18 protein-coding genes and 3 pseudogenes are annotated in these 21,550 nt (G+C 64.7%); 6 read left to right on the top strand and 15 right to left on the bottom strand.

Annotated features, from left to right (window positions below; all coding sequences use genetic code 11):
- A pseudogene (locus RT028_RS14615) lies at positions 1 to 211 on the bottom strand (short chain dehydrogenase); the annotation flags it as partial.
- A gap of 159 nt (positions 212 to 370) precedes the next feature.
- Between RT028_RS14615 and RT028_RS14610 the strand changes: the two are divergent.
- Positions 371 to 1,648: an acetyl-CoA C-acetyltransferase gene (locus RT028_RS14610; protein WP_312935843.1), complete on the top strand. Its 1,278-nt coding sequence runs from the start codon at positions 371 to 373 to the stop codon at positions 1,646 to 1,648.
- Between the two features lie 284 nt (positions 1,649 to 1,932).
- On the opposite strand, the gene RT028_RS20380 is transcribed toward RT028_RS14610, so the two are convergent.
- The 7 genes and pseudogenes from RT028_RS20380 to RT028_RS14585 all read right to left on the bottom strand — a co-directional run bounded on the left by RT028_RS20380 (position 1,933) and on the right by RT028_RS14585 (position 9,453).
- Positions 1,933 to 2,661: a methyl-accepting chemotaxis protein gene (locus RT028_RS20380; RefSeq protein ID WP_409567259.1), complete on the bottom strand. Its 729-nt coding sequence runs from the start codon at positions 2,659 to 2,661 to the stop codon at positions 1,933 to 1,935.
- A gap of 129 nt (positions 2,662 to 2,790) precedes the next feature.
- Positions 2,791 to 3,720 (bottom strand): annotated as a pseudogene (locus RT028_RS20375) (cache domain-containing protein); the annotation flags it as partial.
- 281 nt (positions 3,721 to 4,001) lie between these two features.
- Entirely contained in the window at positions 4,002 to 4,730 is a 729-nt protein-coding gene (locus RT028_RS20370; RefSeq protein WP_409567258.1) for a methyl-accepting chemotaxis protein, read from the bottom strand.
- A 129-nt stretch (positions 4,731 to 4,859) separates the two neighbouring features.
- A pseudogene (locus RT028_RS20365) lies at positions 4,860 to 5,789 on the bottom strand (cache domain-containing protein); the annotation flags it as partial.
- Positions 5,790 to 6,119: 330 nt separating this feature from the next.
- The gene (gene cueR, locus RT028_RS14595; RefSeq protein WP_312935840.1) at positions 6,120 to 6,518 is read right to left on the bottom strand and encodes a Cu(I)-responsive transcriptional regulator; all 399 of its coding nucleotides are present in this window, start codon (positions 6,516 to 6,518) and stop codon (positions 6,120 to 6,122) included.
- Positions 6,515 to 8,914: a heavy metal translocating P-type ATPase gene (locus RT028_RS14590; protein ID WP_312935839.1), complete on the bottom strand. Its 2,400-nt coding sequence runs from the start codon at positions 8,912 to 8,914 to the stop codon at positions 6,515 to 6,517. The genes cueR and RT028_RS14590 overlap by 4 nt, the downstream gene beginning before the upstream one ends.
- A 152-nt stretch (positions 8,915 to 9,066) precedes the next feature.
- Positions 9,067 to 9,453, bottom strand: coding sequence for a hypothetical protein (locus tag RT028_RS14585; RefSeq protein ID WP_312935838.1), 387 nt, complete (start codon positions 9,451 to 9,453; stop codon positions 9,067 to 9,069).
- Positions 9,454 to 9,603: 150 nt separating this feature from the next.
- Between RT028_RS14585 and RT028_RS14580 the strand changes: the two genes are divergently transcribed.
- Positions 9,604 to 9,801 (top strand): heavy-metal-associated domain-containing protein, encoded by a 198-nt coding sequence (locus tag RT028_RS14580; RefSeq protein ID WP_312935837.1) that lies wholly within the window; start codon positions 9,604 to 9,606, stop codon positions 9,799 to 9,801.
- A 95-nt stretch (positions 9,802 to 9,896) separates the two neighbouring features.
- Positions 9,897 to 11,072 (top strand): multidrug effflux MFS transporter, encoded by a 1,176-nt coding sequence (locus tag RT028_RS14575; RefSeq protein WP_312935836.1) that lies wholly within the window; start codon positions 9,897 to 9,899, stop codon positions 11,070 to 11,072.
- Here the strand turns inward: RT028_RS14575 and RT028_RS14570 are convergent.
- Positions 11,029 to 11,220, bottom strand: a complete 192-nt coding sequence (locus RT028_RS14570; protein ID WP_312935835.1) for a hypothetical protein — start codon at positions 11,218 to 11,220, stop codon at positions 11,029 to 11,031. The genes RT028_RS14575 and RT028_RS14570 overlap by 44 nt on opposite strands.
- Before the next feature lie 505 nt (positions 11,221 to 11,725).
- Here RT028_RS14570 and RT028_RS14565 point away from each other — a divergent pair.
- Positions 11,726 to 12,436, top strand: coding sequence for a helix-turn-helix transcriptional regulator (locus RT028_RS14565; RefSeq protein ID WP_312935834.1), 711 nt, complete (start codon positions 11,726 to 11,728; stop codon positions 12,434 to 12,436).
- 24 nt (positions 12,437 to 12,460) lie between these two features.
- Here RT028_RS14565 and RT028_RS14560 read toward each other — a convergent pair whose 3' ends face one another.
- The 6 genes from RT028_RS14560 to RT028_RS14535 form a co-directional block, all read right to left on the bottom strand.
- The gene (locus RT028_RS14560; protein ID WP_312935833.1) at positions 12,461 to 13,408 is read right to left on the bottom strand and encodes an adenosine deaminase; all 948 of its coding nucleotides are present in this window, start codon (positions 13,406 to 13,408) and stop codon (positions 12,461 to 12,463) included.
- Positions 13,409 to 13,524: 116 nt separating this feature from the next.
- A complete protein-coding gene (locus RT028_RS14555) occupies positions 13,525 to 14,880 on the bottom strand; it encodes an 8-oxoguanine deaminase (RefSeq protein ID WP_312935832.1) in 1,356 nt (451 codons plus the stop codon).
- A 119-nt stretch (positions 14,881 to 14,999) separates the two neighbouring features.
- A complete protein-coding gene (locus RT028_RS14550; RefSeq protein ID WP_312935831.1) occupies positions 15,000 to 15,686 on the bottom strand; it encodes an SDR family oxidoreductase in 687 nt (228 codons plus the stop codon).
- A 398-nt stretch (positions 15,687 to 16,084) separates the two neighbouring features.
- Positions 16,085 to 16,669, bottom strand: coding sequence for a YigZ family protein (locus tag RT028_RS14545; protein ID WP_312935830.1), 585 nt, complete (start codon positions 16,667 to 16,669; stop codon positions 16,085 to 16,087).
- Between the two features lie 9 nt (positions 16,670 to 16,678).
- Entirely contained in the window at positions 16,679 to 17,341 is a 663-nt protein-coding gene (locus tag RT028_RS14540) for a TetR/AcrR family transcriptional regulator (protein ID WP_312935829.1), read from the bottom strand.
- A 71-nt stretch (positions 17,342 to 17,412) separates the two neighbouring features.
- On the bottom strand, positions 17,413 to 18,330 hold the full coding sequence (locus RT028_RS14535) for a LysR family transcriptional regulator (protein ID WP_312935828.1): 918 nt from the start codon (positions 18,328 to 18,330) through the stop codon (positions 17,413 to 17,415).
- A gap of 119 nt (positions 18,331 to 18,449) precedes the next feature.
- On the opposite strand from RT028_RS14535, the gene RT028_RS14530 reads away from it, so the two are divergent.
- Positions 18,450 to 19,796, top strand: a complete 1,347-nt coding sequence (locus tag RT028_RS14530; RefSeq protein WP_312935827.1) for an aspartate aminotransferase family protein — start codon at positions 18,450 to 18,452, stop codon at positions 19,794 to 19,796.
- Between the two features lie 69 nt (positions 19,797 to 19,865).
- Positions 19,866 to 21,359: a CoA-acylating methylmalonate-semialdehyde dehydrogenase gene (locus RT028_RS14525; RefSeq protein ID WP_312935826.1), complete on the top strand. Its 1,494-nt coding sequence runs from the start codon at positions 19,866 to 19,868 to the stop codon at positions 21,357 to 21,359.
- Positions 21,360 to 21,550: the final 191 nt, after the last annotated feature.

Genomic DNA, 21,550 nt, shown 5'->3' with positions numbered 1-21,550 from the left:
ATTCATAGCCGTAGATGTCTTCGCTGAGGCTCGCGGCCAGGGCTTGTACCTGCTGGGCCAGCGGCCCGCCGCCGAGCACCAGGGCGCCATCGACCGGCCGCATGCGCCCGGCTTGCCAGCGTTCAAGGGCCACAGGGCGCGGCAGGCCGAGGGCATCGACGACGCGTCGGCCGAGGGCAGAGTTGGCAAAGCCGATGTAGCGATCGCTCATGGGAAGGTCTCCTGAAAAGGCAAACATGCAGTGTGGACCAACTTCCCGGGTGGGTCGTTCGACCTCGGTAAAAACACCTAGGCTGAGGGGCCCGGGTGCATCAGCCGCGTGGGCCCTTCCACGCAGGGGCGATCAATCACTTTCAGGAGGAAGCAGCACATGGGATCAACTCGCCGGGTCGCGATTCTGGGCGGCAACCGTATTCCCTTCGCCCGCGCCAACGGGGCGTATGCCACAGCCAGCAACCAGGCCATGCTCACCGCTGCGCTGGAAGGCCTGGTGGAGCGCTACCGCCTCCACGGCCTGCGCCTGGGTGAAGTGGTGGCCGGGGCAGTACTCAAGCACGCGCGCGACATGAACCTGACCCGCGAGTGCGTACTGGGCTCGCGCCTGTCGCCGCAAACCCCGGCCTATGACATCCAGCAAGCCTGCGGCACGGGCCTGGAGGCCGCGCTGCTGGTGGCCAACAAGATCGCCCTTGGGCAGATCGATTGCGCGGTGGCCGGGGGCGTCGACACCACCTCCGATGTGCCCATTGCCGTCAACGAGGGGCTGCGGCGGATTCTCCTGGCGGCGGGTCGCGGCAAAAGCCTGGGCCAGCGGCTCACGCCGTTTCTCGGCCTGCGCCCCGGCCATCTCAAGCCCGAGCTGCCGCGCAACGGCGAGCCACGCACCGGCCTGTCGATGGGCCAGCACTGCGAGCAGATGGCGCAGACCTGGCAGATCGAGCGCAGTGCTCAGGATGAACTGGCCCTGCACAGCCATCAGCACCTGGCAGCCTCGTATGCCGAAGGCTGGCATGACGACCTGATGACCCCATACCTGGGCCTGGTCCGCGACAACAACCTGCGCCCTGAGCTCACCCTGGAACAGCTCGGCCGGCTCAAACCGGTTTTCGAGCGCAGCGCCAAAGGCACGCTCACCGCTGGCAACTCCACCCCGCTCACCGACGGCGCCTCCCTGGTGCTACTGGCCAGCGAAGCCTGGGCCGCCGAGCGCGGCCTGCCGGTGCAGGCCTATCTGGTGGACGGCGAAACCGCCGCGGTGGATTTCGTCAAGGGTCAGGAAGGGTTGCTGATGGCCCCGGTCTACGCGGTGCCGCGCCTGCTGGCGCGCAATGGCCTGAGCCTGCAGGACTTCGACTACTACGAGATCCATGAAGCCTTCGCCGCGCAAGTGCTGTGCACCCTGAAGGCGTGGGAGGACCCAGACTTCTGCCGCACTCGCCTGGGCCTGGACGGGGCGCTGGGCGCCATCGACCGCAGCAAGCTCAACGTCAAGGGCAGCTCGCTGGCCGCCGGGCATCCGTTCGCTGCCACTGGCGGACGCATTCTCGCGCACCTGGCCAAATTGCTGGCCAAGGCGGGCAAGGGCCGGGGGTTGATCTCGATTTGTGCCGCAGGCGGGCAGGGGGTGACGGTGATCGTCGAGCGTTAGGTGTCTGCAGCTGCAGACAGGGGCGGACTGTGTTTCGTCTTGCAGGAGCGCCGGACCGGCCTCTCCCACAGGGTGCGCCTACCTTGTTGGAGCGACTTCAGTCGCGATGGGCTGCGCAAGCAGCCCCGATGGCTGCGATCGCGTTTTGTCTGACAGTACGCGGCTTCTGCACCAGGCCGGCTAAACCGGCCTCCTGCCTCAGCGGGCACAGGGCCCGGCCACGACCGCTGCTCTTGCGCCCCGCCCCGTCAATGCTCGAACCGCTGCCCTCGGCCCGCGACCTGTCAGGTCTTGAACCGCCGCACCAACGCATCCAGCTCGTTGGACAGCCCAGCCAGGCTCTGCGAGTCCTGCCGCGCCGTTTGCGCCAGTTCGGCCACCAATTGCGCATCGCCATGAATCTGGGCGATGTGGCGGTTGATGTCTTCGGCGACCTGATGCTGCTCCTCGGCCGCTGTGGCGATCTGCGTGTTCATGTCGCGGATCACGTCCACCGAGTCACGAATCTGCCCGAAGCTGTCGCGGGCCATGCCGATGCGTGTCACAGACTGCACCGACACTTCCAGGCTGGCGTGCATCTGCTCGGCGACCTGCGAGGTGCGATTGGCCAGGTTACCCAGCAGGCCATCGATCTCGGCGGTGGAATCAGCCGTGCGCTTGGCCAGGGCGCGGACTTCGTCAGCAACCACGGCAAAGCCACGTCCCTGTTCCCCGGCGCGGGCCGCCTCGATCGCCGCGTTGAGCGCCAGCAGGTTGGTCTGCTCGGCAATCGAACGGATGGTGCCCAGGATCGACTGAATCGCATTGCTGTCGCGTTCCAGCTGCTGGATCGACTGCGCCGATTGCTCGATTTCCTGACTCAGGCGGTCCACGCTGGACACTGCCGCATCGATCTGCGCCTGCCCTTCACGGGCCTGCTGCTGGCCGCTGTCGGCCGACTGCGCGGCCTGGCTGCAGGAACGCGCCACTTCGTTGGCAGTGGCGACCATTTCGTGGAACGCGGTCGACACCATGTCCACCGCTTCGCGCTGGCGCCCGGCAGCATCGGCCATGTCCCCGGACACGCGGGTGGCGCTGGCCGACGAGCTGAGAATCTGATTCGCCGACACGCCGATGTGCTGGATCAAGCTGCGGATGGCACCCAGGAACTGGTTGAACCAGCCGGCCAGTTGCGCCGTTTCATCGCGGCCACGTACCTCCAGGCTGCGGGTCAGGTCGCCCTCGCCCTGGGCGATGCCCTCCAGCCCGCTGCTGACGCTGTTGATCGGGCGCACGATGAGCTTGGCGAAGGTTGCGCCAATCACTGCAAACAGCGCTGCCAACACCAGTGCCACCACGCCGATGACCCAGCTCAGGCGGGTCGCGCTCTGCATCACTTCCTGCTGCTGAATCAGACCAATGAAGGTGAAGCCCAGCTGCTCGTCGGGCACCACGTTGGCCATGTAGCGCTGACCGTCGAACTGCACCTCGACCAGGCCTTTGCCGGCCTTGGCCAGGGTTTCGTAATCGCCGCCCAGGCTGGCGAGCTGCTTGAAGTTGTGGCTGGCATCGTTCGAATCGACCAGGACGTTGCCGTTGTTTTCGACCAGCATCAGATAGCCGCTTTCGCCGAGCTTGATCTTCTTCACGATGTCGGTCAGGCCATTGAGCGACACGTCCACGTTCACCACGCCGCCGTTGGCGCCGAAGGTGTTGGCAACCGTCATGCCCGTGGCCATCAGCACGATGTCATCCGCCGCCCAGTAGTAGGCCGCAGAGCGCACCGGCTTGCCCGGCGTGGCCATGGCCGACTTGTAGAACGGGCGCACGCGCGGGTCGTAGCCGTCGAGCTTCTGGCTATTCGGCCAGCCGACGTAGCCGCCATCGGCCACCGCGTAAGAGACATAGGCGTAATTCTTGTGGGTCTTGGCCATGCGGTCGAAGTAGGCCAGTACCTCTTGCGATTGCGGGGTCAGGTCATAGGACGGCTTGGCCGCCATGTACTTGTTGAAGTCATTGCTCAAGGTGCCGAGCATGGGCTGCGCGGCCAGGAATTCGACGTTTTCGTCGATGCCCTTGAAGAAGATGTTCATGGCGTTGCCGACTTGCCGGATCTCTCGGCCGCTGTTCTCGACAAAATCGTCACGCGCTTCATCGCGCAGGTTGAGCACGACGATGGCGGCCACGACCGCAATGGGCAGCCCGGCGATGACGGCGAAGGCCCACGTGAGTTTGTGCTTGATGTTCATCTACGACGCTCCGGATTTATTGTTTTCATGCAAGGCAGGGGAGTGGGCAAAGCACTGATTGTCATCCATGGCGCGTGACGCTGAGTTGACGCACGCCGGGTCGATAGCGTGCGTCAGGGTGCATTTCAGGTGCGGAAGCGCTTTACCAGCGCATCCAGTTCATTGGAGAAACCCGCCAGGCTCGCGGAGTCCTGTCGCGCCGAATGGGCCAGCTCCGCCACCCGCTGCGCATCGCCGTGAATCTGCGCGATGTGGCGGTTGATGTCTTCGGCCACCTGATGCTGCTCTTCTGCGGCGGTTGCGATCTGCGTGTTCATGTCGCGGATCACGTCCACCGAATCACGAATCTGCCCGAAGCTGTCGCGCGCCATGCCGATACGCGTCACCGACTGCACCGACACTTCCAGGCTGGCATGCATCTGCCCGGCCACTTGCGAGGTGCGGCTGGCCAGGTTGCCGAGCAAGCCATCGATCTCGGCGGTGGAGTCGGCGGTGCGCTTGGCCAGCGCCCGCACCTCGTCGGCGACCACGGCAAAGCCCCGGCCCTGTTCACCGGCACGTGCGGCCTCGATGGCGGCGTTGAGCGCCAGCAGGTTGGTCTGTTCGGCAATCGAACGAATGGTGCCGAGGATCGATTGAATGGCGTTGCTGTCGCGTTCGAGCTGCTGCATCGACTGCGCCGACTGCTCGATTTCCTGGCTCAGGCGGTCGACGCTCGACACGGCTGCATCGATCTGCGCCTGGCCTTCACGCGCCTGCTGCTGACCGCTGTCGGCTGACTGCGCGGCCTGGCTGCAGGAGCGCGCGACTTCGTTGGCCGTGGCCACCATTTCATGGAAGGCGGTGGACACCATGTCCACGGCTTCACGCTGACGCCCGGCGGCTTCGGCCATGTCGTGCGACACCTGGGAGGCCGTGGCCGAGGCCGCGAGAATCTTGCTCGCCGAGCCGCTGATGTGCTGAATCAGGCTGCGGATGGCGCCGAGGAACTGGTTGAACCAGCTGGCCAGGCGTGCGGTTTCATCACGGCCGTGCACGGTCAGGCTGCGGGTCAGATCGCCTTCGCCCTGGGCGATGTCTTCCAGGCCCTGGCTCACGCCATTGATCGGGCGCACGATGACACGCGCAAACGCCATGCCCACCAGCGCGAAGACACCGGCCAGGACGACGGTAATGATGCCGATCAGCCAGCTCAGGCGGGTGGCACTGGCCATGACTTCGTCCTGCTGGATCAGGCCGACGAAGATCCAGCCCAAGGCCTCGTCGGGGTAGACGTTGGCCATGTAGCGCACGCCGTCGATCTGGATTTCACGCAGGCCTTTGCCGGGCCCGGCCAGGTCGGCATAACCGCCGGCCAGCTCGCCCACCGGCTTGAAGTTATGGCTGCCGTCACGCGGGTTGACCAGCACCTTGCCGTCGTGTTCGAGCAGCATCAGGAAACCGCTGTCGCCGACCTTGATGTTCTTGATCAGGTCGGTCAGGCCCTTGAGCGAGACGTCGACATTGACCACGCCACCGCTGCTGCCCAGCGGGTTTGCCACCGTGCGCACGGTACTGATCAGCACCGCATCATCGGCTGCCCAGTAATAGGCTTCGGTGCGCAGGGTCTTGCCGGGGTTGGCCATGGCCAGCTGGTACCAGGGCCGCTGGCGCGGGTCGTAGCTGGCGAGCTTCTGCCCGGCCGGCCAGCCGACGTAGCCACCATCGGCCTGGGCATAGGCCATGTAGGCATAGGACGGATGGGTGGAACCGAGCTGATCGAGCACCGCCAGAACCTTCTCGTCCTGCTCGCCCAGCTGATTCGAGGCGTCGGCGGTCAGGTACTTGTTGAGGTTGCTGCCAGAGGCCGTCACTACAGGTTGCTTGGCGAGATACTCGACGTTCTGGTCGATGCCCTGGAAGAACAACTGCATGGCGTTGCTGACCTGACGGATCTCCCGCGTGCTGCTGTCAACGAAATCGCCCCGCGAGTCGTCGCGCAGGCTGATGATCACTAGGGTGGCGACGATAACGATGGGCAGGCCGGCAATCACGGCAAAGGCCAAGGTCAATTTTTGTTTGATGTTCATCCATGCTCCAGAAACCCAGGTCAGGGGCGAGCGCCACCTGTAATCGGGAGATCGGCAGGCGTGGCTTTTTGTAAAGGCCAATCAGCGCTTTCATTGATGCAGAAGTCGTTCTGGGCAATGACCCTGTCGTTTCTGGAGCGCAGCCGCCGACGCTGTATGCACTGGCGGCTTGAATCAGCTGCAGCAGCCTTGGGCCAGGTCCTTGAGGATAGGGCAGTCGGGGCGGTCATCGCCCTGGCAGCCGGCCACCAGGTGCGCGAGGGTTTCGCGCAGGCTCAGCAGCTCGGCGATGCGCTGATCGAGTGCGTCGATGTGCTGCTGGGCCAGCGCCTTGACGTCGGCACTGGCGCGCTGGCGGTCCTGCCAGAGGGTCAGCAGCCTGGCCACCTCGTCCAGGGAAAACCCCAGGTCGCGCGAACGCTTGATGAAGGCCAGGCGGTGCAGGTCGTCTGCCTGGTACAGCCGGTAACCGCTGTCGCTGCGCGCGGCCGGCGCGAGCAGGCCGATGGCTTCGTAATGGCGGATCATCTTGGCACTGAGCCCGCTGCGGCGGGCGGCCTGTCCAATGTTCATGGTGTCTCCGAAGGCGACGCAGCAGGTTTCCAGGTTTTCAGCCACAGGGCATTGCTCACCACGCTGACACTCGACAGCGCCATCGCTGCACCTGCCAGCACCGGGTTGAGGTAGCCGAAGGCGGCCAGTGGAATGCCCACCAGGTTATAGATGAAGGCCCAGAACAGGTTCTGGCGGATCTTGGCGTAGGTCTTGCGGCTGATGTCCAGGGCCGCCGGCACCAGGCGCGGGTCGCCGCGCATCAGGGTAATGCCGGCTGCCTGCATCGCCACATCGGTGCCGCCACCCATGGCGATACCGATGTCGGCGGCCGCGAGCGCCGGGGCGTCGTTGATACCGTCGCCCACCATCGCCACCACGCCATCGGTTTTAAGCCGGTTCACGGTGGCGGCCTTGTCGGCCGGCAACACCTCGGCATACACGTCATCGATGCCCAGCGCCTGCGCCACCACCCGGGCGCTGCCACGGTTGTCGCCGGTCAGCAGATGGCTGCTGATGTGCCGCGCCTGCAGTGCCCGGATTGCCTGTTGGGCGCCGGGTTTGAGGCTGTCGCCGAAGGCGAACAGGGCCAGCAGACGAGGGGTTTCGCCACGCTCGATCAGCCATGACAACGTCCGGCCTTCGGCTTCCCAGGCCTGGGCGCTGTCGGCCAGTTGCCCTGGGGCCAGGCCGCTTTCATCGAGCAAACGGCGGTTGCCCAGGGCCAGCGTGCGCCCCTCGACCCGCCCGGCGATGCCTCGGCCGGTCAGTGATTGGCTGTCGGTCACCGGCGGGACATCCAGCTGTTGTTCCTGGCACTGCTGCAGTACGGCCTTGGCCAGCGGGTGCTCGCTGCCACGCTGCAAGGCCCCGGCCAAGCGCAGGGCATCATCCTCTGTGCCGCTGGCAGCCATGCTGTGCACGATCCGTGGCGCGCCGGAGGTGAGCGTGCCAGTCTTGTCGAACACCACGCGGTTCACGGCGTGGGCCCGTTCCAGCGCTTCGGCATCCTTGATCAGGATGCCGTGCCGAGCGGCGACGCCCGTGCCCGCCATGATCGCCGCTGGCGTGGCCAGGCCGAGTGCACATGGACAGGCGATCACCAGCACCGCGACCGCGTTGATCAGGGCCGTTTCCATCGGCGCGCCGCTGAGCGACCAGCCGACCAGTGTCAGCACGGCCAGTACCAGTACGGCCGGGACGAACACCTGGCTGACCCGGTCGACCAGTTTCTGGATCGGCGCCTTGGCTGCCTGGGCGTCTTCCACCAGGCGGATGATCCGCGCCAGCACGGTCTCTGTGCCCAAGGCCTGGGTACGCACGATCAGCCGACCTTCGCCGTTGATGGCGCCGCCGGTCACCCGGTCGCCGGGCTGTTTGGGCACGGGCAGGCTTTCGCCGCTGATCAGTGCTTCGTCGGCGTGGCTGGTGCCGTCGATGATCAGGCCATCGACCGGGAAGCGTTCACCGGGCTTGACCAGCACCTGGTCGTCGAGACGCAACTGACTGATCGCCACGTCTTCTTCACGGCCTTCGATCAAACGCACCGCGCGCTCCGGGCGCAACGCTTCGAGGGCGCGGATGGCGCTGGCGGTCTGGCGTTTGGCGCGGCTTTCCAGGTACTTGCCCAGCAGCACCAGGGCAATCACCACGGCGCTGGCTTCGAAGTACAGGTGCGGCTCCATGCCGGGGTGGGCGTTGGCCCACTGGTACAGGCTCAGCCCATAGCCCGCGCTGGTGCCCAGGGCCACCAGCAGGTCCATGTTGCCCGCACCGGCTTTCACGGCTTTCCAGGCGGCCACGTAGAAGCGCGCGCCAAGCAGGAACTGTACCGGTGTGGCCAACACGAACTGGGCCCAGGCGGGCAGCATCCAGTGCAGGCCGAACGGTTGCACCAGCATTGGCAGCACCAGCGGCAGGGCCAGCAGCACGGCTGCGACCACTGCAATGCGCTCGTTGCGCAGCCGGCGTTGGGCGGCGGCGGTATCGTCTGCGTGGTTGCGCGGCAGGCTGGCGCTGTAGCCGGCTTTTTGCACCGCCTCGACCAGTGCCGCGTCATCCAGGCTGGCGAGCAGTTCGACGTGGGCGCGTTCGTTGGCCAGGTTCACGCTGACCTGCTGCACACCCTGAACCTTGCTCAGGGCCCGCTCGACGCGCCCGGCGCACGAGGCGCAGGTCATGCCGCCGATCTGCAGCTCCAGGCTGCGCAGCGGCACCTGATAGCCCGCCCCGCGAACGGCATCGAGCAGGGCTGGCAAGCTGCCCGTGGGCGCCTGCACGCGGGCGTGTTCCGTGGCGAGGTTGACGCTGACTTGCGCAGCACCGCTGACCTTGCCCAGGGCGCGCTCGACGCGCCCGGCGCAGCTGGCGCAGGTCATTCCGCTGATGGGCAGTTGGTAGGTGGTGATGGCAGACATGGCGCTACTCCCTGTATCAGGTCCCAGGGCGCGGTCTGAAAAGCCTCGAGGCCGGGTTGCGCGGCGTTGCACACTGCCAACCCTTCGCTCGAGCGTTTTCTCAGACAGCGCCCGCTCAGGCCACCAGCATCAACCTTGCCATGTGGTCAAGGTCAATAGCCCAGGCCTGCTCGGGTCAGGTGCAAGCCGTTCTGGCTCATCGAGATCCGGTACTTGTTGATCTGTCCGGCGCTCAGGTTCAGCTGTTGCTGGTGCTGGTTCACCAGCCCCGCGCCACACCCGGGCGCTTGCCCTGGGAGCATGCGCAGGCGCACATCCACTGGCCCCGCAGGCAGGTTGAAGGCCGTCGACTGCTCCTGGAACAGGCGCCCGGTGAGCTGGCCGTTGAGGTAGATGCCGATCTCGCAGTTGGTCGCCACTTCCAGACGCTCGCGAGAAATGATCAGCACGCTGTAATCCGCATTGCCTTCGGCGCTGGCCGGCGGCACGGCGGTCAACGTGCCCAGCACCGCGACCGCACACATTACTGCTCTGATCATCGACGTTCTCCTGCTCATTCACGGCTCAAGCGCTCCAGCTTGGCCGAGGCGCGCCTTGAATGCCAGCGCGATGCAACGTTACCCCCTTGACCTTGCCGTGGTGGCAAGGTTGAGACTGCAGGCAACCCCCACCAGACGAGGCAACTGACGATGCAAGTATTCAACGTGCAAGGCATGACCTGCGGCCACTGCGTCAAGGCCGTCACTGCAGCAGTCCAGGCCCAGGACCCAACCGCTGAGGTCAAGGTCGATCTGGCCGCCAGGCAAGTCAGCGTGAAGAGCCCACTGGCGGCTCAGCAGATTCTTGAGTCGATCCGTGAGGAGGGCTATCCCGCCGAAGTCGCCTGAGACACGCTCACGCATTGCCAGGGGTCAGGTTTCCTCCCCTGGCGGCGCGTGGACGGGTAGACTGAGCCATTTGCTTAGCCTGCTACGGATTCCGCATGAACCTACGAACCGTCTTGATCCTGGGCGCACTCAGTGCGTTCGGGCCTTTGGCCATCGACTTCTATCTGCCCGCCTTCCCGGCGATGGCCCAGGCCTTCGCCACCGACGCGCAACACATTCAGACCACCCTGGCGGTGTACTTCCTCGGCCTGTCGCTCGGGCAACTGGTCTATGGGCCGGTCGCTGACCGTTACGGCCGGCGCGGCCCGCTGCTGTTCGGCGTGGCGCTGTTCATGCTCGCGTCCCTGGCGTGCGCCTATGCGCCGAGCCTGGAGGCGCTGATTGCGGCCCGCTTCGTTCAGGCGCTGGGTGGCTGCGCCGGCATGGTGTTGTCGCGGGCGATCGTCAGCGACAGCTGCGATGCCGTGCAATCGGCCAAGGTCTTCTCGCAACTGATGCTGGTGATGGGGCTGGCGCCGATCCTGGCACCCATGCTCGGTGGAGTGATGGTCAACAGCGTTGGCTGGCAGTCGATCTTTCTGGTGCTGGCGCTGTTCAGCGGTGGCTGCCTGATCGCGGTCGCCCGCGGCCTGCCCGAGAGTTTGCCCAAGCACATCGCCCGCGCGCCGTTGGCGGGGGCCGCAGGGCAGTACCTGCGCCTGCTGCGCGATCGCGTGTTCATCGGCCATGCCCTGACTGGCGGCATCGCCATCGCCGGCATGTTCGCCTACATCGCCGGCTCTCCCTTCGTGTTCATCACCCTGTATGGCGTGCCTGCCGAGCATTACGGCTGGCTGTTCGGCATCAATGCCGCCGGGTTCATCCTCACCGCACAGGTCAATGCACGGCTGTTGACCCGGTTCGGGCCGACCGCGCTGCTGGCCAAGGCTGTGTGGGTCTATCTCGCCGGCGGTGTGCTGCTGTTGCTGATGGCCGCCCTGCACCCGAAACAGCTATGGCCATTGCTGGTGCCGTTGTTCGTGTGCATGGCCAGCCTGGGCTGCATCATTCCCAACGCCTCGGCCTGCGCCATGGCGGGTAAGGGCGGGCGCGCTGGCAGCGCCTCGGCCTTGATGGGCTGCCTGCAGTTCAGCGTCGCAGCCGGTGCCGCGGCGCTGGTGGGCCTCCTGGCCGATGGCAGTGCGGTGCCGATGAGCCTGGTGATCAGCCTGTGCGGTGTGCTGGTGGTCAGCGCGGCGCTGCTGACGCGTCGCTGGCAGGCCACGGCGTAAGCGGATGAGGCGCGCGCAAGCGGGCCTCCAGCAACGCCGCGAAGTGCCGCGCTTCGTCCTCGCTGCGAAAACTCACGACATGCTGATCGAGCTGCACCTGCCAGGGGCAGGCCCGATTGCGGTGGGATGTACTGACGACGATTCTCATCACCAAAGCCTCCACGAGCGTGCGAGCAGCCAGTGTAGATCGGGCCTGGCGGTTCGCCAGACCGGCCATCGGTCCGCTGGACAGGGAAGTCCCTCAGCGTGGTGTCGACAGGTCTGCTTTTGCTGCAATCCCTGTGGAAGCAGGGTGTCGGCAATGTCGCTCTAAAGTTGGATAAATCTTCGCCAAAGCCCCCTCGGCCGCTTTGGCGAGGGGGCATTCGCCAGATGGCTCAATGCCCGTAATGGAGACAGTTCCTCCATGGGTGGCCTGACCCTCTGCACTTGTCCCCATTCCACACACGCAGCCCTGTCCAGCGCCTGCTTTGTCCCGGCTTATACTCGCGCTGGCCGCCCGTTCGAGGCGGTCGTTTCGGCACTTCGCACAGCGAGGTGCGGCCGGTGGCCAGGGACCGTGCAGAGGCCACCCATCGTCGTCAGCCGGTCGGCCAGTCCAGGTGCCTGCCTGGGTCGGCCCTGAACGCTATCTCGTAGGGAGCAACGCAGATATGAAAGCAGTGAGCAGCATCAGCCGTATCGCCAGTTTGATGGCCGACCCCAAACGCAGTGCCATGCTATGGGCGCTGATCGACGGCACACCCCGGCCTACCGCAGAGCTGGCGACGATGACCGGCCTGACCTGTTCGTCGGCCTGCGCTCACCTCTCGCTGCTGTCGACGGCCGGCCTGCTGAGGCTGGAGTCACGCGGACGCAAGCGCTACTTCCGGCTGGCCACCCCTGAGGTTGGCGCGGCCGTCGAGGCGCTGGCCAACCTGGTGGTAGGCACGGATCGATCGCGCACGGGGGCCTTTCCCTTGCAGATTCCCTTGTCGATGCGCCGTGCACGGCTGTGCAGCGATCACCTGGGCGGGGAGTTGGCGGCCGAGCTGTATCAGCGCCTGACCGACGCCGGGTGGCTGGAGCGCCATGGCGAGCAGTGGCTGGTGACCTCGTCGGGCAGGCTGGAGCTGGAGCGCATTGGCGTGTTCATCGACGCACTGGCACCTCAGCACAGCCGGGGCGGGGTGATCTGTCATTGCAACGAGTGGAGTGACCAGGGGCCGCACCTGGGCGGCGTGCTGGGGCGGGCCTTGTTCAAGCTGTTCGTGCAATCGGGCTGGGTGCGCGAGCAGGAGGCCAGCCGTGCGCTACAGGTCACGCCGCTGGGCCTGCAGCACATCAACCGGATCGCCCGCGTGACCAGCCTGCAGGTGGGCTAGCGGTCGCGGGCATCCGTCAGATCGTCAGACCAGTCGTGCGTCGAGGCTGTTCTGCGCCAGGCGCCGCGCCTGGTCTTCGGTCATTCCCAGGTGCTGGTGCAGGGCATGGAAGTTTTCGGTCACGTAACCGCCGAAATAGGCCGGGTCGTCGGAATTCACCGTGACCTTCACGCCGCGCTCGAGCATGTCGAGGATGTTGTGCTGGCTCATGTGATCGAACACACACAGCTTGGTGTTGGACAACGGGCACACGGTCAGTGGGATCTGCTCGTCGATGATGCGTTGCATCAGGCGCTCGTCTTCGATGGCCCTCACGCCGTGGTCGATGCGCTTGATGTGCAGCAGGTCGAGCGCCTCCCAGATGTACTCGGGCGGGCCTTCCTCGCCGGCATGGGCGACCGCGACCAGGCCTTCATGGCGCGCGCGGGCGAAGACGCGCTCGAACTTGCTCGGTGGATGGCCTTGTTCCGAACTGTCCAGGCCTACGGCAACGAAAGCGTCACGGAAGGGCAGGGCCTGGGTCAGCGTCTTCTCTGCGGCCTCTTCGCTGAGGTGGCGCAGGAAGCTCAGAATCAACCCGCTGCTCACGCCCAGTTGCTGCTGGCCGTCGCGCAGGGCCTGGCCAATGCCGTTGAGCACCACTTCAAAGGCGATGCCGCGATCGGTGTGGGTTTGCGGGTCGAAGAACGGTTCGGTGTGGATCACGTTCTGCGCCTTGCAGCGCAGCAGGTAGGCCCAGGTCAGGTCGTAGAAATCCTGCTCGGTCTGCAAAACGCCGGCGCCTTGGTAGTACAGGTCGAGAAATTCCTGCAGGTTGTTGAAGGCATAGGCACCGCGCAGCGCTTCGACATCATTCCAGGGCAGGGCGATCTTGTTGCGCTCGGCCAGGGCGAACAGCAATTCAGGCTCAAGGGAGCCTTCCAGGTGCATGTGCAGTTCGGCCTTGGGCAAGGCATTCAGCCAGTCATACATGTGTATCAGTCTCAATCAGGAACGGTTGGGCCTATTCTACTGGAAATTTTTCCTACAACCGGGCCCGCGACCGATGGGCGCAGCGGCCTTGCCATCGGCGCGGGAAGGCAGTGAGGTCAACCGGCCATGAGCTGTGCTGCCGCTTGCCGGTGCGCCGCCATCAGCTGTTGCACGTCCAGCCCCTCGACCTGGCCGTCGATCACTCGCCAGCGGCCACCCACCATGACGCGGTCTGCACGGTCGGCGCCGCACAGCAGCAAAGCCGACAGCGGATCATGGCTGCCGGAAAAACGCAGTTCGTCGAGTTTGAACAGCGCCAGGTCCGCCTGCTGGCCGACCGCCAGGCTGCCGATGTCATCACGCCCCAGCAACTGCGCCGAGCCGCGCGTGGCCCAGCCCAGTACGCGTTGCGGGGTGATGGCTTCGGCGCCATAACGCAGGCGCTGCAGGTACAGGGCCTGGCGGGCTTCAAGCATCAGGTTCGACGCGTCATTGGATGCCGAGCCATCCACACCCAGGCCGACGGTGGCGCCAGCGGCCTCCAGTGCCAGGGTCGGGCAGATGCCCGAGGCCAGGCGCATGTTGGAGCTCGGGCAATGGCACACCCCGGTGCCTGCCGCGCCAAGGCGGGCGATTTCATCGGCCTCGAAGTGAATGCCATGGGCCAGCCAGGTCCGCGGTCCGAGCCAGCCGACGCTGTCGAGGTAGTCCACGGTCCGCAAGCCGAAGCGCTGCAGGCAGAACGCCTCTTCATCGAGGGTTTCGGCCAAGTGGGTGTGCAAGCGCACATCCTGCGCCTCGGCCAGCTCGGCGCTGGCGCGCATGATTTCCGGGGTCACCGAAAACGGCGAGCAGGGCGCCAGGGCAATCTGGATCACGGCCCCGGCACCGCGCTCATGGTAGCGGTGGATAAGTCGCTGACTGTCGGCAAGTATCACTTCGCCCTGCTGCACGGTTTGCTGCGGTGGCAGGCCGCCGTCCGCTTCGCCCAGGCTCATCGAGCCGCGGGTGAGCATGGCCCGCATGCCCAACGTGCGTACCGCCTCGATTTGTACGTCGATGGCATCTTCCAGCCCATCGGGGAACAGGTAGTGATGGTCGGCGGCGGTGGTGCAGCCCGAAAGCAACAGCTCGGCCAGCGCCACTTCACTGGCCAGGGCCAAGGCCTTGGGCGTCAGCCGGGCCCAGACCGGATACAGCGTCTTCAGCCAGGGAAACAACGGCTGGTTGACTACCGGTGCCCAGGCCCGGGTCAGGGTCTGGTAGAAGTGGTGGTGGGTGTTGATCAGGCCGGGCAGCACGACGTGCTCACGGGCATCGAAAACCTGTGCGCAAGGCTGTGCAGGGTGGCCGCCCAGAGGAATGAGTTCGCGGACAACGCCGCCTTCGATGACCAGCCCGCCACGGGCGTCGAGGTCGTTGGCAGTGAAGATGGCAAGCGGGGATTTCAACCAGATACGGATCGCAGGCATGGTGCCGGCTCCTCTGAAAATGGGTTCAGGTAAGCCAGCTCAGTGTTGCCCTGTCTGCTGATCCAGGTCCGCCGTGGGGCGAGGCGCTGAGTGTAGAGCCTCACGCCACGGCGTTCAATTCACCAGGTGAGCGATTGCCCCTGGTAATCGATGAAGCGCAGGCCAGGGTGGCCGCGTTGAGCCGTGATCTGTTCGACCAGGCCACGGGTGCTGGTGGCCACGTCGAGCGGCGCGCTGTCGCCGCCCATGGCGGTCTGTACCCAGCCCGGGTGCATGGCCAGCACGGTCAGGTCGCTGCGCTGCAACTGCACCACAAAGCTGTTGATCATCGAGTTGAGCGCTGCCTTGCTGGCTTTGTACAGGCAGATTTCACCGCCATCCGGGCTTGCCACGCTGCCCAGCCCCGAGCTCATGAACGCCAGCACACCGTTGCCCTCCCGGACATGCGCGACCAGGCGGGTGGCGACGCGGATCGGCGCTACGGCATTGGTCATGAACAGCTGGCCGACATCGTCGAGCGTGACGCTCTGTGGCGACTGTGGCTGCGGGCCCATGACCCCGGCATTGATGAACACCAGATCGAACATCTGGCCCTTGAGGCGCTGGACCAACGCGTCGAGCTGCGTATCGTCATTCATCTCCAGGGTCTCCACCTGCACGCCTGCCACCGCCTGCAGCGCCTGGGCCTTGTGCGGATCGCGGACGGTGGCGGTGACGTTCCAGCCGGCTTCGCGCAGTCGTTCTGTCAGGCCAAGCCCCAGCCCGCGGGAGGCGCCGATGATCAGCGCGGAAGGTGTTGTGGACATTGCAACGCTCCTGTAGCGGTCAAAGACCCTGGAGCATAACCCAGCGGTCGGCAGCACGGTGCATTGCGCTCGAGCGTGTGGATAACGCCTGGTCAAATAACGATCAATCCTCTGCAGGCCTTGCCGCACAAGGCTCGCGCGGGATAGCGCACGGCTTATCCACAGGCTGCTCCACCGCAATTGTGTGCAATCGCTACAGTGCGAGGAGCACGGTCGAAACCCTCGGCATGAGTGCACGCAGCTGGGGATAACCTGTGTGCAGGCAGTGGACGAGCACCGTGCAAGTCGGCGTTGGTCATTTATTGATCAAAAGTCTACGAGGCCCGTAGCTCGTGGCCTGCAGGGGTATGCCCCAAGCTTATGCACAGGCGGGCGCACAGTTGCTGTGTGCAACCTTGCTAGGGCCTATGCAGGAGAATCCGCCCACGGCTGAGGTCCGCCAGTTGCGCTTGTAGCGTGTCGAGGTGGCCCTCGGCAAACGCCACTTGCAGATCCACTCCATTGGCGGTGAATCGTTCATCCAGCACCAGGCCGTCAACGTCGGCCAGGCGCAGCTTTACCAGTGCCAGCTCGCTGAAGCTGCAGCTGCAGGTGAACAGGCTGCGTTGCACCAGCAAGCGCTTGGCCGCTTGCTGCAGGCATTTGTTGGCGCCTCCGCCGTAGGCCCGTGCCAAACCACCGGTGCCCAGCTGAATCCCGCCATACCAGCGGATCACCAGTACCACCACCTGATCGCAATCCTGCGCCTCGATCGCTGCCAGGATAGGCCGGCCCGCCGTGCCGCCCGGCTCGCCGTCATCGTTGCTGCGGTACTGCCCGCCGATCTTCCACGCCCAGCAGTTATGGGTGGCCGCCAGGTCGCTGTGTTCGGCGATGAAGCTCATGGCCTCGTTGGGCGTGGCGATCGGCGCGGCCAAGGTGATGAAACGGCTCTTGCGGATTTCTTCACGAAACTCGCACAGCTCAAGCAGGGTAGAGGGCATAGGTCCGGGTCAGACGGGCGATTGCACGCCGCAGCCTTTGAGAATGATGTGGATGAGGTTGCTGCTGGCATCCTCCATGTCCTGCTTGGTCAGGCGGCTGCGGCCGGTGACCTGGCAGATTTGCGTGGCAAAGTCGGCGTAATGCTGGGTGCTGCCCCACAACAGGAAGATCAGGTGTACCGGGTCGACCGGGTCCATCTTGCCGGCCGCGATCCAGGCTTCGAACACGGCCGCACGTCCACGGAACCACTCACGGTAGTCGGCGGAAAAGTACTCGCTCAGGCACTGTCCACCGCTGATCACTTCCATGGCGAAGATGCGCGAGGCCTGTGGATTACGCCGGGAAAACTCCATCTTGGTACGGATGTAGCGGCTCAGGGCCTCGCCTGGATCGTCATCGACGTGCAGGTGGTTGAAGGTGCTGTCCCACAGCTCGATGATGTTGCTCAGCACCGCAATGTACAGGCCCAGCTTGTTGGTGAAGTAGTAGTGCAGGTTGGCCTTGGGCAGTTCGGCCTTCAAGGCGATGGTATTCATGCTGGTGCCTTTGAAACCGTGACGGGCGAACTCGTCCTCGGCGGCCTGAATGATGGCTCGCTCGTTCTTCTGGCGAATGCGGCCGGCGGGCTTGCCCGAGGCAGAGAGGCGGTGCGCGGGGACTTCAAGGCTCATGGACGATTTCCGTCGGATGGGGTGGTACGGATTGTCGGACAGATTACCTGCCTGTGCGCACCTGACAAGCATTAGCGTGTGGCCGCCAGGCTATCGAGAAACCGCTGCAAGACCAGGTTCGGTCGCCGGTCCTTGCGCGTCACCCAGCTCAGGCCCAGGTCATGGAAGCGCTCATTGGGTTTGAGCGCCCGCAGTCGTCCCTGTTGGACCCATACGCTGGCATAGTGATCCGGCAGATAACCGATGTAGCGCCCGGTCAGAATCAGAAAGGCCATGCCTTCGCGGTCCGAGGCGCTGGCGGTGCAATGCAGCGTCTGGTAGCAGGCCTGCACGTGCGCTGGCAGGCGGAAGGTCGGGGCGATGGCATCCTGGCTGTTGAGGCGGTCATCATCGATGTGTGCGTCATCGGCGAAGAACAGCGGATGGCCCACCGCGCAATACAGCAGCGAGCGTTCGCTGTACAACGGCTGGTATTCGAGCCCCGACAGCGGGCTGGTCTGCGGCACCACGCCAACATGCAGACTGCCATCGAGTACGCCCTGCTCGACCTGGCTCGGGGCGATCATGCGGATCTGGATATGCACGTCCGGGCCGCGGTCTTTCAGCTCAGCCAGCGCATGGGTGATGCGCATGTGCGGGAGAGTGACCAGATTGTCGGTCAGGCCGATGTTCAGTTCGCCGCGCAGGTGCTGGTGCAGGCCGTTGACCTCGGTGCGAAACGACTCCAGCGCACCCAGCAGCTGCAACGCCGACTGGTACACGTCGCGACCTTCCTCGGTCAGCGAAAATCCGGCTCGTCCGCGCTGGCACAGGCGTAGCCCCAGGCGTTGTTCCAGGTCTTTCATCTGTTGGCTGATCGCCGAGCGGCCAATGCCAAGAACGGTCTCGGCTGCCGAAAAGCCACCGCACTCCACCACGCTGCGGAAAATTTTCAACAGGCGTATGTCGAAGTCGCTGACTTGGGCGAGTGCCTCGGGGCGTCGGCTCATTAGTTTAGTACGCCACTGACTGAAGGTTAGAAGAGTAGGGTTTTCCAGACTTTATCGCCGTGCCAGCTTATGGGCAATCACACCCCATCGTTGTTTGATCGTCATTCGAGGAACCGCCGATGAACATGCCTGAAACCGCGCCTGTCGGTCTCGCCAGCCAGCTCAAGCTGGATGCCCACTGGATGCCCTACACGGCGAATCGCAATTTCCACCGCGATCCACGTCTGATCGTGGCGGCCGACGGCAATCATCTGGTGGACGACAAGGGCCGGCGCATTTTCGACGCGCTGTCCGGGCTCTGGACCTGCGGCGCCGGTCACACGCGCAAGGAAATCGCTGACGCGGTCAGCCGGCAACTGGCGACACTCGACTACGCGCCGGCCTTCCAGTTCGGCCATCCGCTGTCGTTCCAGCTGGCCGAGCAGATCACCCAATTGACCCCGGGTGACCTCAATCATGTGTTCTTCACCAACTCCGGCTCCGAATGCGCCGACACCGCGCTGAAGATGGTCCGCGCCTACTGGCGTCTGAAAGGTCAGGCCAGCAAGGCCAAGATCATCGGCCGTGCCCGGGGCTACCACGGGGTGAACATCGCCGGCACCAGCCTGGGTGGCGTCAACGGCAACCGCAAGATGTTCGGCCAGCTGCTGGATGTCGATCACTTGCCGCACACCGTGCTGCCCGGCAATGCCTTCACCAAGGGCCTGCCGCAAGAAGGCGGCATCGCCCTGGCTGACGAGATGCTCAAGCTGATCGAGCTGCATGACGCCTCGAACATCGCCGCGGTCATCGTCGAGCCGCTGGCCGGTTCTGCCGGTGTGCTGCCGCCGCCGGTGGGCTACCTCAAGCGTCTGCGCGAGATCTGCACCCAGCACAACATCCTGTTGATCTTCGATGAAGTCATCACCGGCTTTGGCCGCATGGGTGCCATGACGGGTGCCGAAGCGTTCGGCGTCACCCCTGACTTGATGTGCATCGCCAAGCAGGTTACCAACGGCGCCATCCCGATGGGCGCGGTGGTGGCCAGCAGCGAGATCTACCACACCTTCATGAACCAGCCGACGCCGGAATACGCGGTGGAATTCCCTCACGGCTACACCTACTCGGCGCACCCCGTGGCGTGCGCCGCCGGTCTCGCGGCGCTGGACTTGCTGCAGAAAGAGAACCTGGTGCAGGCGTCCGCCGAGCTGGCGCCGCATTTCGAAAGGTTGCTGCACGGCCTCAAAGGCAGCAAGAACGTAGTCGACATCCGCAACTACGGCCTGGCCGGCGCCATCCAGATCGCCCCGCGCGACGGCGATGCCATTGTCCGCCCGTACGAGACCGCGATGAAGCTGTGGCAGGCCGGCTTCTATGTCCGTTACGGCGGCGACACCCTGCAGTTCGGCCCAACGTTCAATACCCAGCCGCACGAACTGGATCGCCTGTTCGATGCTGTCGGCGAGCACCTGAACCGCGTCGACTGATCCCAGCGCCTCGATGACGGGCGCGCGCGCTGCGCGCCCGGACCTACCTTATTGTTTACGGAGTTTTGCATGAGCATCGTTCAGCACCTGATCGACGGCCAGATGGTGTCCAACGGCGGCCGCACGGCCGATGTCTTCAACCCGGCGACCGGCCAGGTCACGGGCAAGGTCGAACTGGCCAGCCAGGCGACCGTGCAGCAGGCCATCGATTCTGCCGCCGCGGCTTATCCGGCCTGGCGCAATACCCCGCCTGCCAAACGTGCGCAGGTCATGTTCCGTTTCAAGCAATTGCTGGAGCAACACGAGGCGCACATTGCTCAGTTGATCAGCCAGGAGCATGGCAAGACCCTCGAAGACGCCGCCGGCGAGCTCAAGCGTGGCATCGAGAACGTCGAGTTTGCCTGTGCGGCCCCGGAAATCCTCAAGGGCGAATACAGCCGCAACGTCGGCCCGAACATCGATGCGTGGTCCGACTTCCAGCCGCTGGGCGTGGTCGCCGGTATCACCCCGTTCAACTTCCCGGCCATGGTGCCGCTGTGGATGTACCCGTTGGCGATCGTCTGCGGCAACGCATTCATCCTCAAGCCGTCCGAGCGTGATCCCAGCTCGACCTTGTACATCGCTCAACTGCTGCTTGAAGCCGGGTTGCCCAAGGGCATCCTGAACGTGGTGCACGGTGACAAGGAAGCGGTCGATGCGCTGATTGAAGCGCCACAGGTCAAGGCACTGAGCTTCGTCGGCTCTACGCCGATCGCCGAGTACATCTATGCCGAAGGCACCAAGCGCGGCAAGCGCGTGCAGGCACTGGGCGGGGCGAAGAACCATGCGGTGCTGATGCCCGATGCCGATCTCGACAACGCGGTCAGCGCGCTGATGGGTGCAGCGTATGGTTCCTGCGGCGAGCGCTGCATGGCCATCTCGGTAGCGGTGTGTGTGGGCGACCAGGTCGCGGATGCCCTGATCGGCAAACTGGAACCGCAGATCAAGGCGCTGAAAATCGGCGCCGGTACCTCGTGTGGGCTGGACATGGGCCCGCTGGTAACCGCCGCTGCCCGTGACAAAGTGGTCGGCTATATAGAAGAAGGCGTTTCGGCCGGCGCACAGCTGGTAGTCGACGGCCGTGGCCTGCAGGTAACGGGGCATGAAGAAGGCTACTTCCTGGGCGGCACCTTGTTCGACAAGGTGACCTCGGACATGAGCATCTATAAGGAAGAGATCTTCGGCCCGGTCTTGTGCGTGGTGCGCGTGCAGAGCCTGGAGGAGGCGATGCAGCTGATCAATGATCACGAGTACGGCAACGGCACGTGCATCTTCACCCGTGACGGTGAAGCGGCGCGCTTGTTCTGTGACGAGATCGAAGTGGGGATGGTCGGGGTCAACGTACCGCTGCCAGTGCCGGTGTCTTACCACAGCTTTGGCGGCTGGAAGCGCTCGCTGTTCGGCGACCTGCATGCCTACGGCCCGGACGGCGTGCGCTTCTATACCCGTCGCAAGGCCATTACCCAGCGCTGGCCGCAGCGTAAAAGCCACGAGGCTTCGCAGTTCGCGTTTCCTAGCCTTTAATTCGGGGTGATTGCGGAGGGGGCGTCATCGACGCCTTATTTGCATTGGAAGTGATTTGAAACTTTTTCGAAATAAGTGCTTGACCGCTCAGCGAATGTCTTTATACTGCGCACCACTTCCAGGGCAAACGGAACGAAAAACTCCTTGAGATTCAATGAGTTGGATGTTTCTTCGGTACTGGAGGTGCTTCG

It is taken from the genome of Pseudomonas sp., assembly GCF_032058845.1.
Taxonomy (GTDB): Bacteria; Pseudomonadota; Gammaproteobacteria; order Pseudomonadales; family Pseudomonadaceae; genus Aquipseudomonas.
This window is presented reverse-complemented; position numbering and strand designations above follow the sequence as displayed.

Bases quoted from the DNA above. Each gene is read 5' to 3' on its own strand.
- RT028_RS14610 (WP_312935843.1), top strand. From the start codon at position 371: ATGGGATCAACTCGCCGGGTCGCGATTCTGGGCGGCAACCGTATTCCC.
- RT028_RS20380 (WP_409567259.1), bottom strand. From the start codon at position 2,661: ATGGTGTCGACCGCGTTCCACGAAATGGTCGCCACTGCCAACGAAGTG.
- RT028_RS20370 (WP_409567258.1), bottom strand. From the start codon at position 4,730: ATGGTGTCCACCGCCTTCCATGAAATGGTGGCCACGGCCAACGAAGTC.
- cueR (WP_312935840.1), bottom strand. From the start codon at position 6,518: ATGAACATTGGACAGGCCGCCCGCCGCAGCGGGCTCAGTGCCAAGATG.
- RT028_RS14590 (WP_312935839.1), bottom strand. From the start codon at position 8,914: ATGTCTGCCATCACCACCTACCAACTGCCCATCAGCGGAATGACCTGC.
- RT028_RS14585 (WP_312935838.1), bottom strand. From the start codon at position 9,453: ATGATCAGAGCAGTAATGTGTGCGGTCGCGGTGCTGGGCACGTTGACC.
- RT028_RS14580 (WP_312935837.1), top strand. From the start codon at position 9,604: ATGCAAGTATTCAACGTGCAAGGCATGACCTGCGGCCACTGCGTCAAG.
- RT028_RS14575 (WP_312935836.1), top strand. From the start codon at position 9,897: ATGAACCTACGAACCGTCTTGATCCTGGGCGCACTCAGTGCGTTCGGG.
- RT028_RS14570 (WP_312935835.1), bottom strand. From the start codon at position 11,220: ATGAGAATCGTCGTCAGTACATCCCACCGCAATCGGGCCTGCCCCTGG.
- RT028_RS14565 (WP_312935834.1), top strand. From the start codon at position 11,726: ATGAAAGCAGTGAGCAGCATCAGCCGTATCGCCAGTTTGATGGCCGAC.
- RT028_RS14560 (WP_312935833.1), bottom strand. From the start codon at position 13,408: ATGTATGACTGGCTGAATGCCTTGCCCAAGGCCGAACTGCACATGCAC.
- RT028_RS14555 (WP_312935832.1), bottom strand. From the start codon at position 14,880: ATGCCTGCGATCCGTATCTGGTTGAAATCCCCGCTTGCCATCTTCACT.
- RT028_RS14550 (WP_312935831.1), bottom strand. From the start codon at position 15,686: ATGTCCACAACACCTTCCGCGCTGATCATCGGCGCCTCCCGCGGGCTG.
- RT028_RS14545 (WP_312935830.1), bottom strand. From the start codon at position 16,669: ATGCCCTCTACCCTGCTTGAGCTGTGCGAGTTTCGTGAAGAAATCCGC.
- RT028_RS14540 (WP_312935829.1), bottom strand. From the start codon at position 17,341: ATGAGCCTTGAAGTCCCCGCGCACCGCCTCTCTGCCTCGGGCAAGCCC.
- RT028_RS14535 (WP_312935828.1), bottom strand. From the start codon at position 18,330: ATGAGCCGACGCCCCGAGGCACTCGCCCAAGTCAGCGACTTCGACATA.
- RT028_RS14530 (WP_312935827.1), top strand. From the start codon at position 18,450: ATGAACATGCCTGAAACCGCGCCTGTCGGTCTCGCCAGCCAGCTCAAG.
- RT028_RS14525 (WP_312935826.1), top strand. From the start codon at position 19,866: ATGAGCATCGTTCAGCACCTGATCGACGGCCAGATGGTGTCCAACGGC.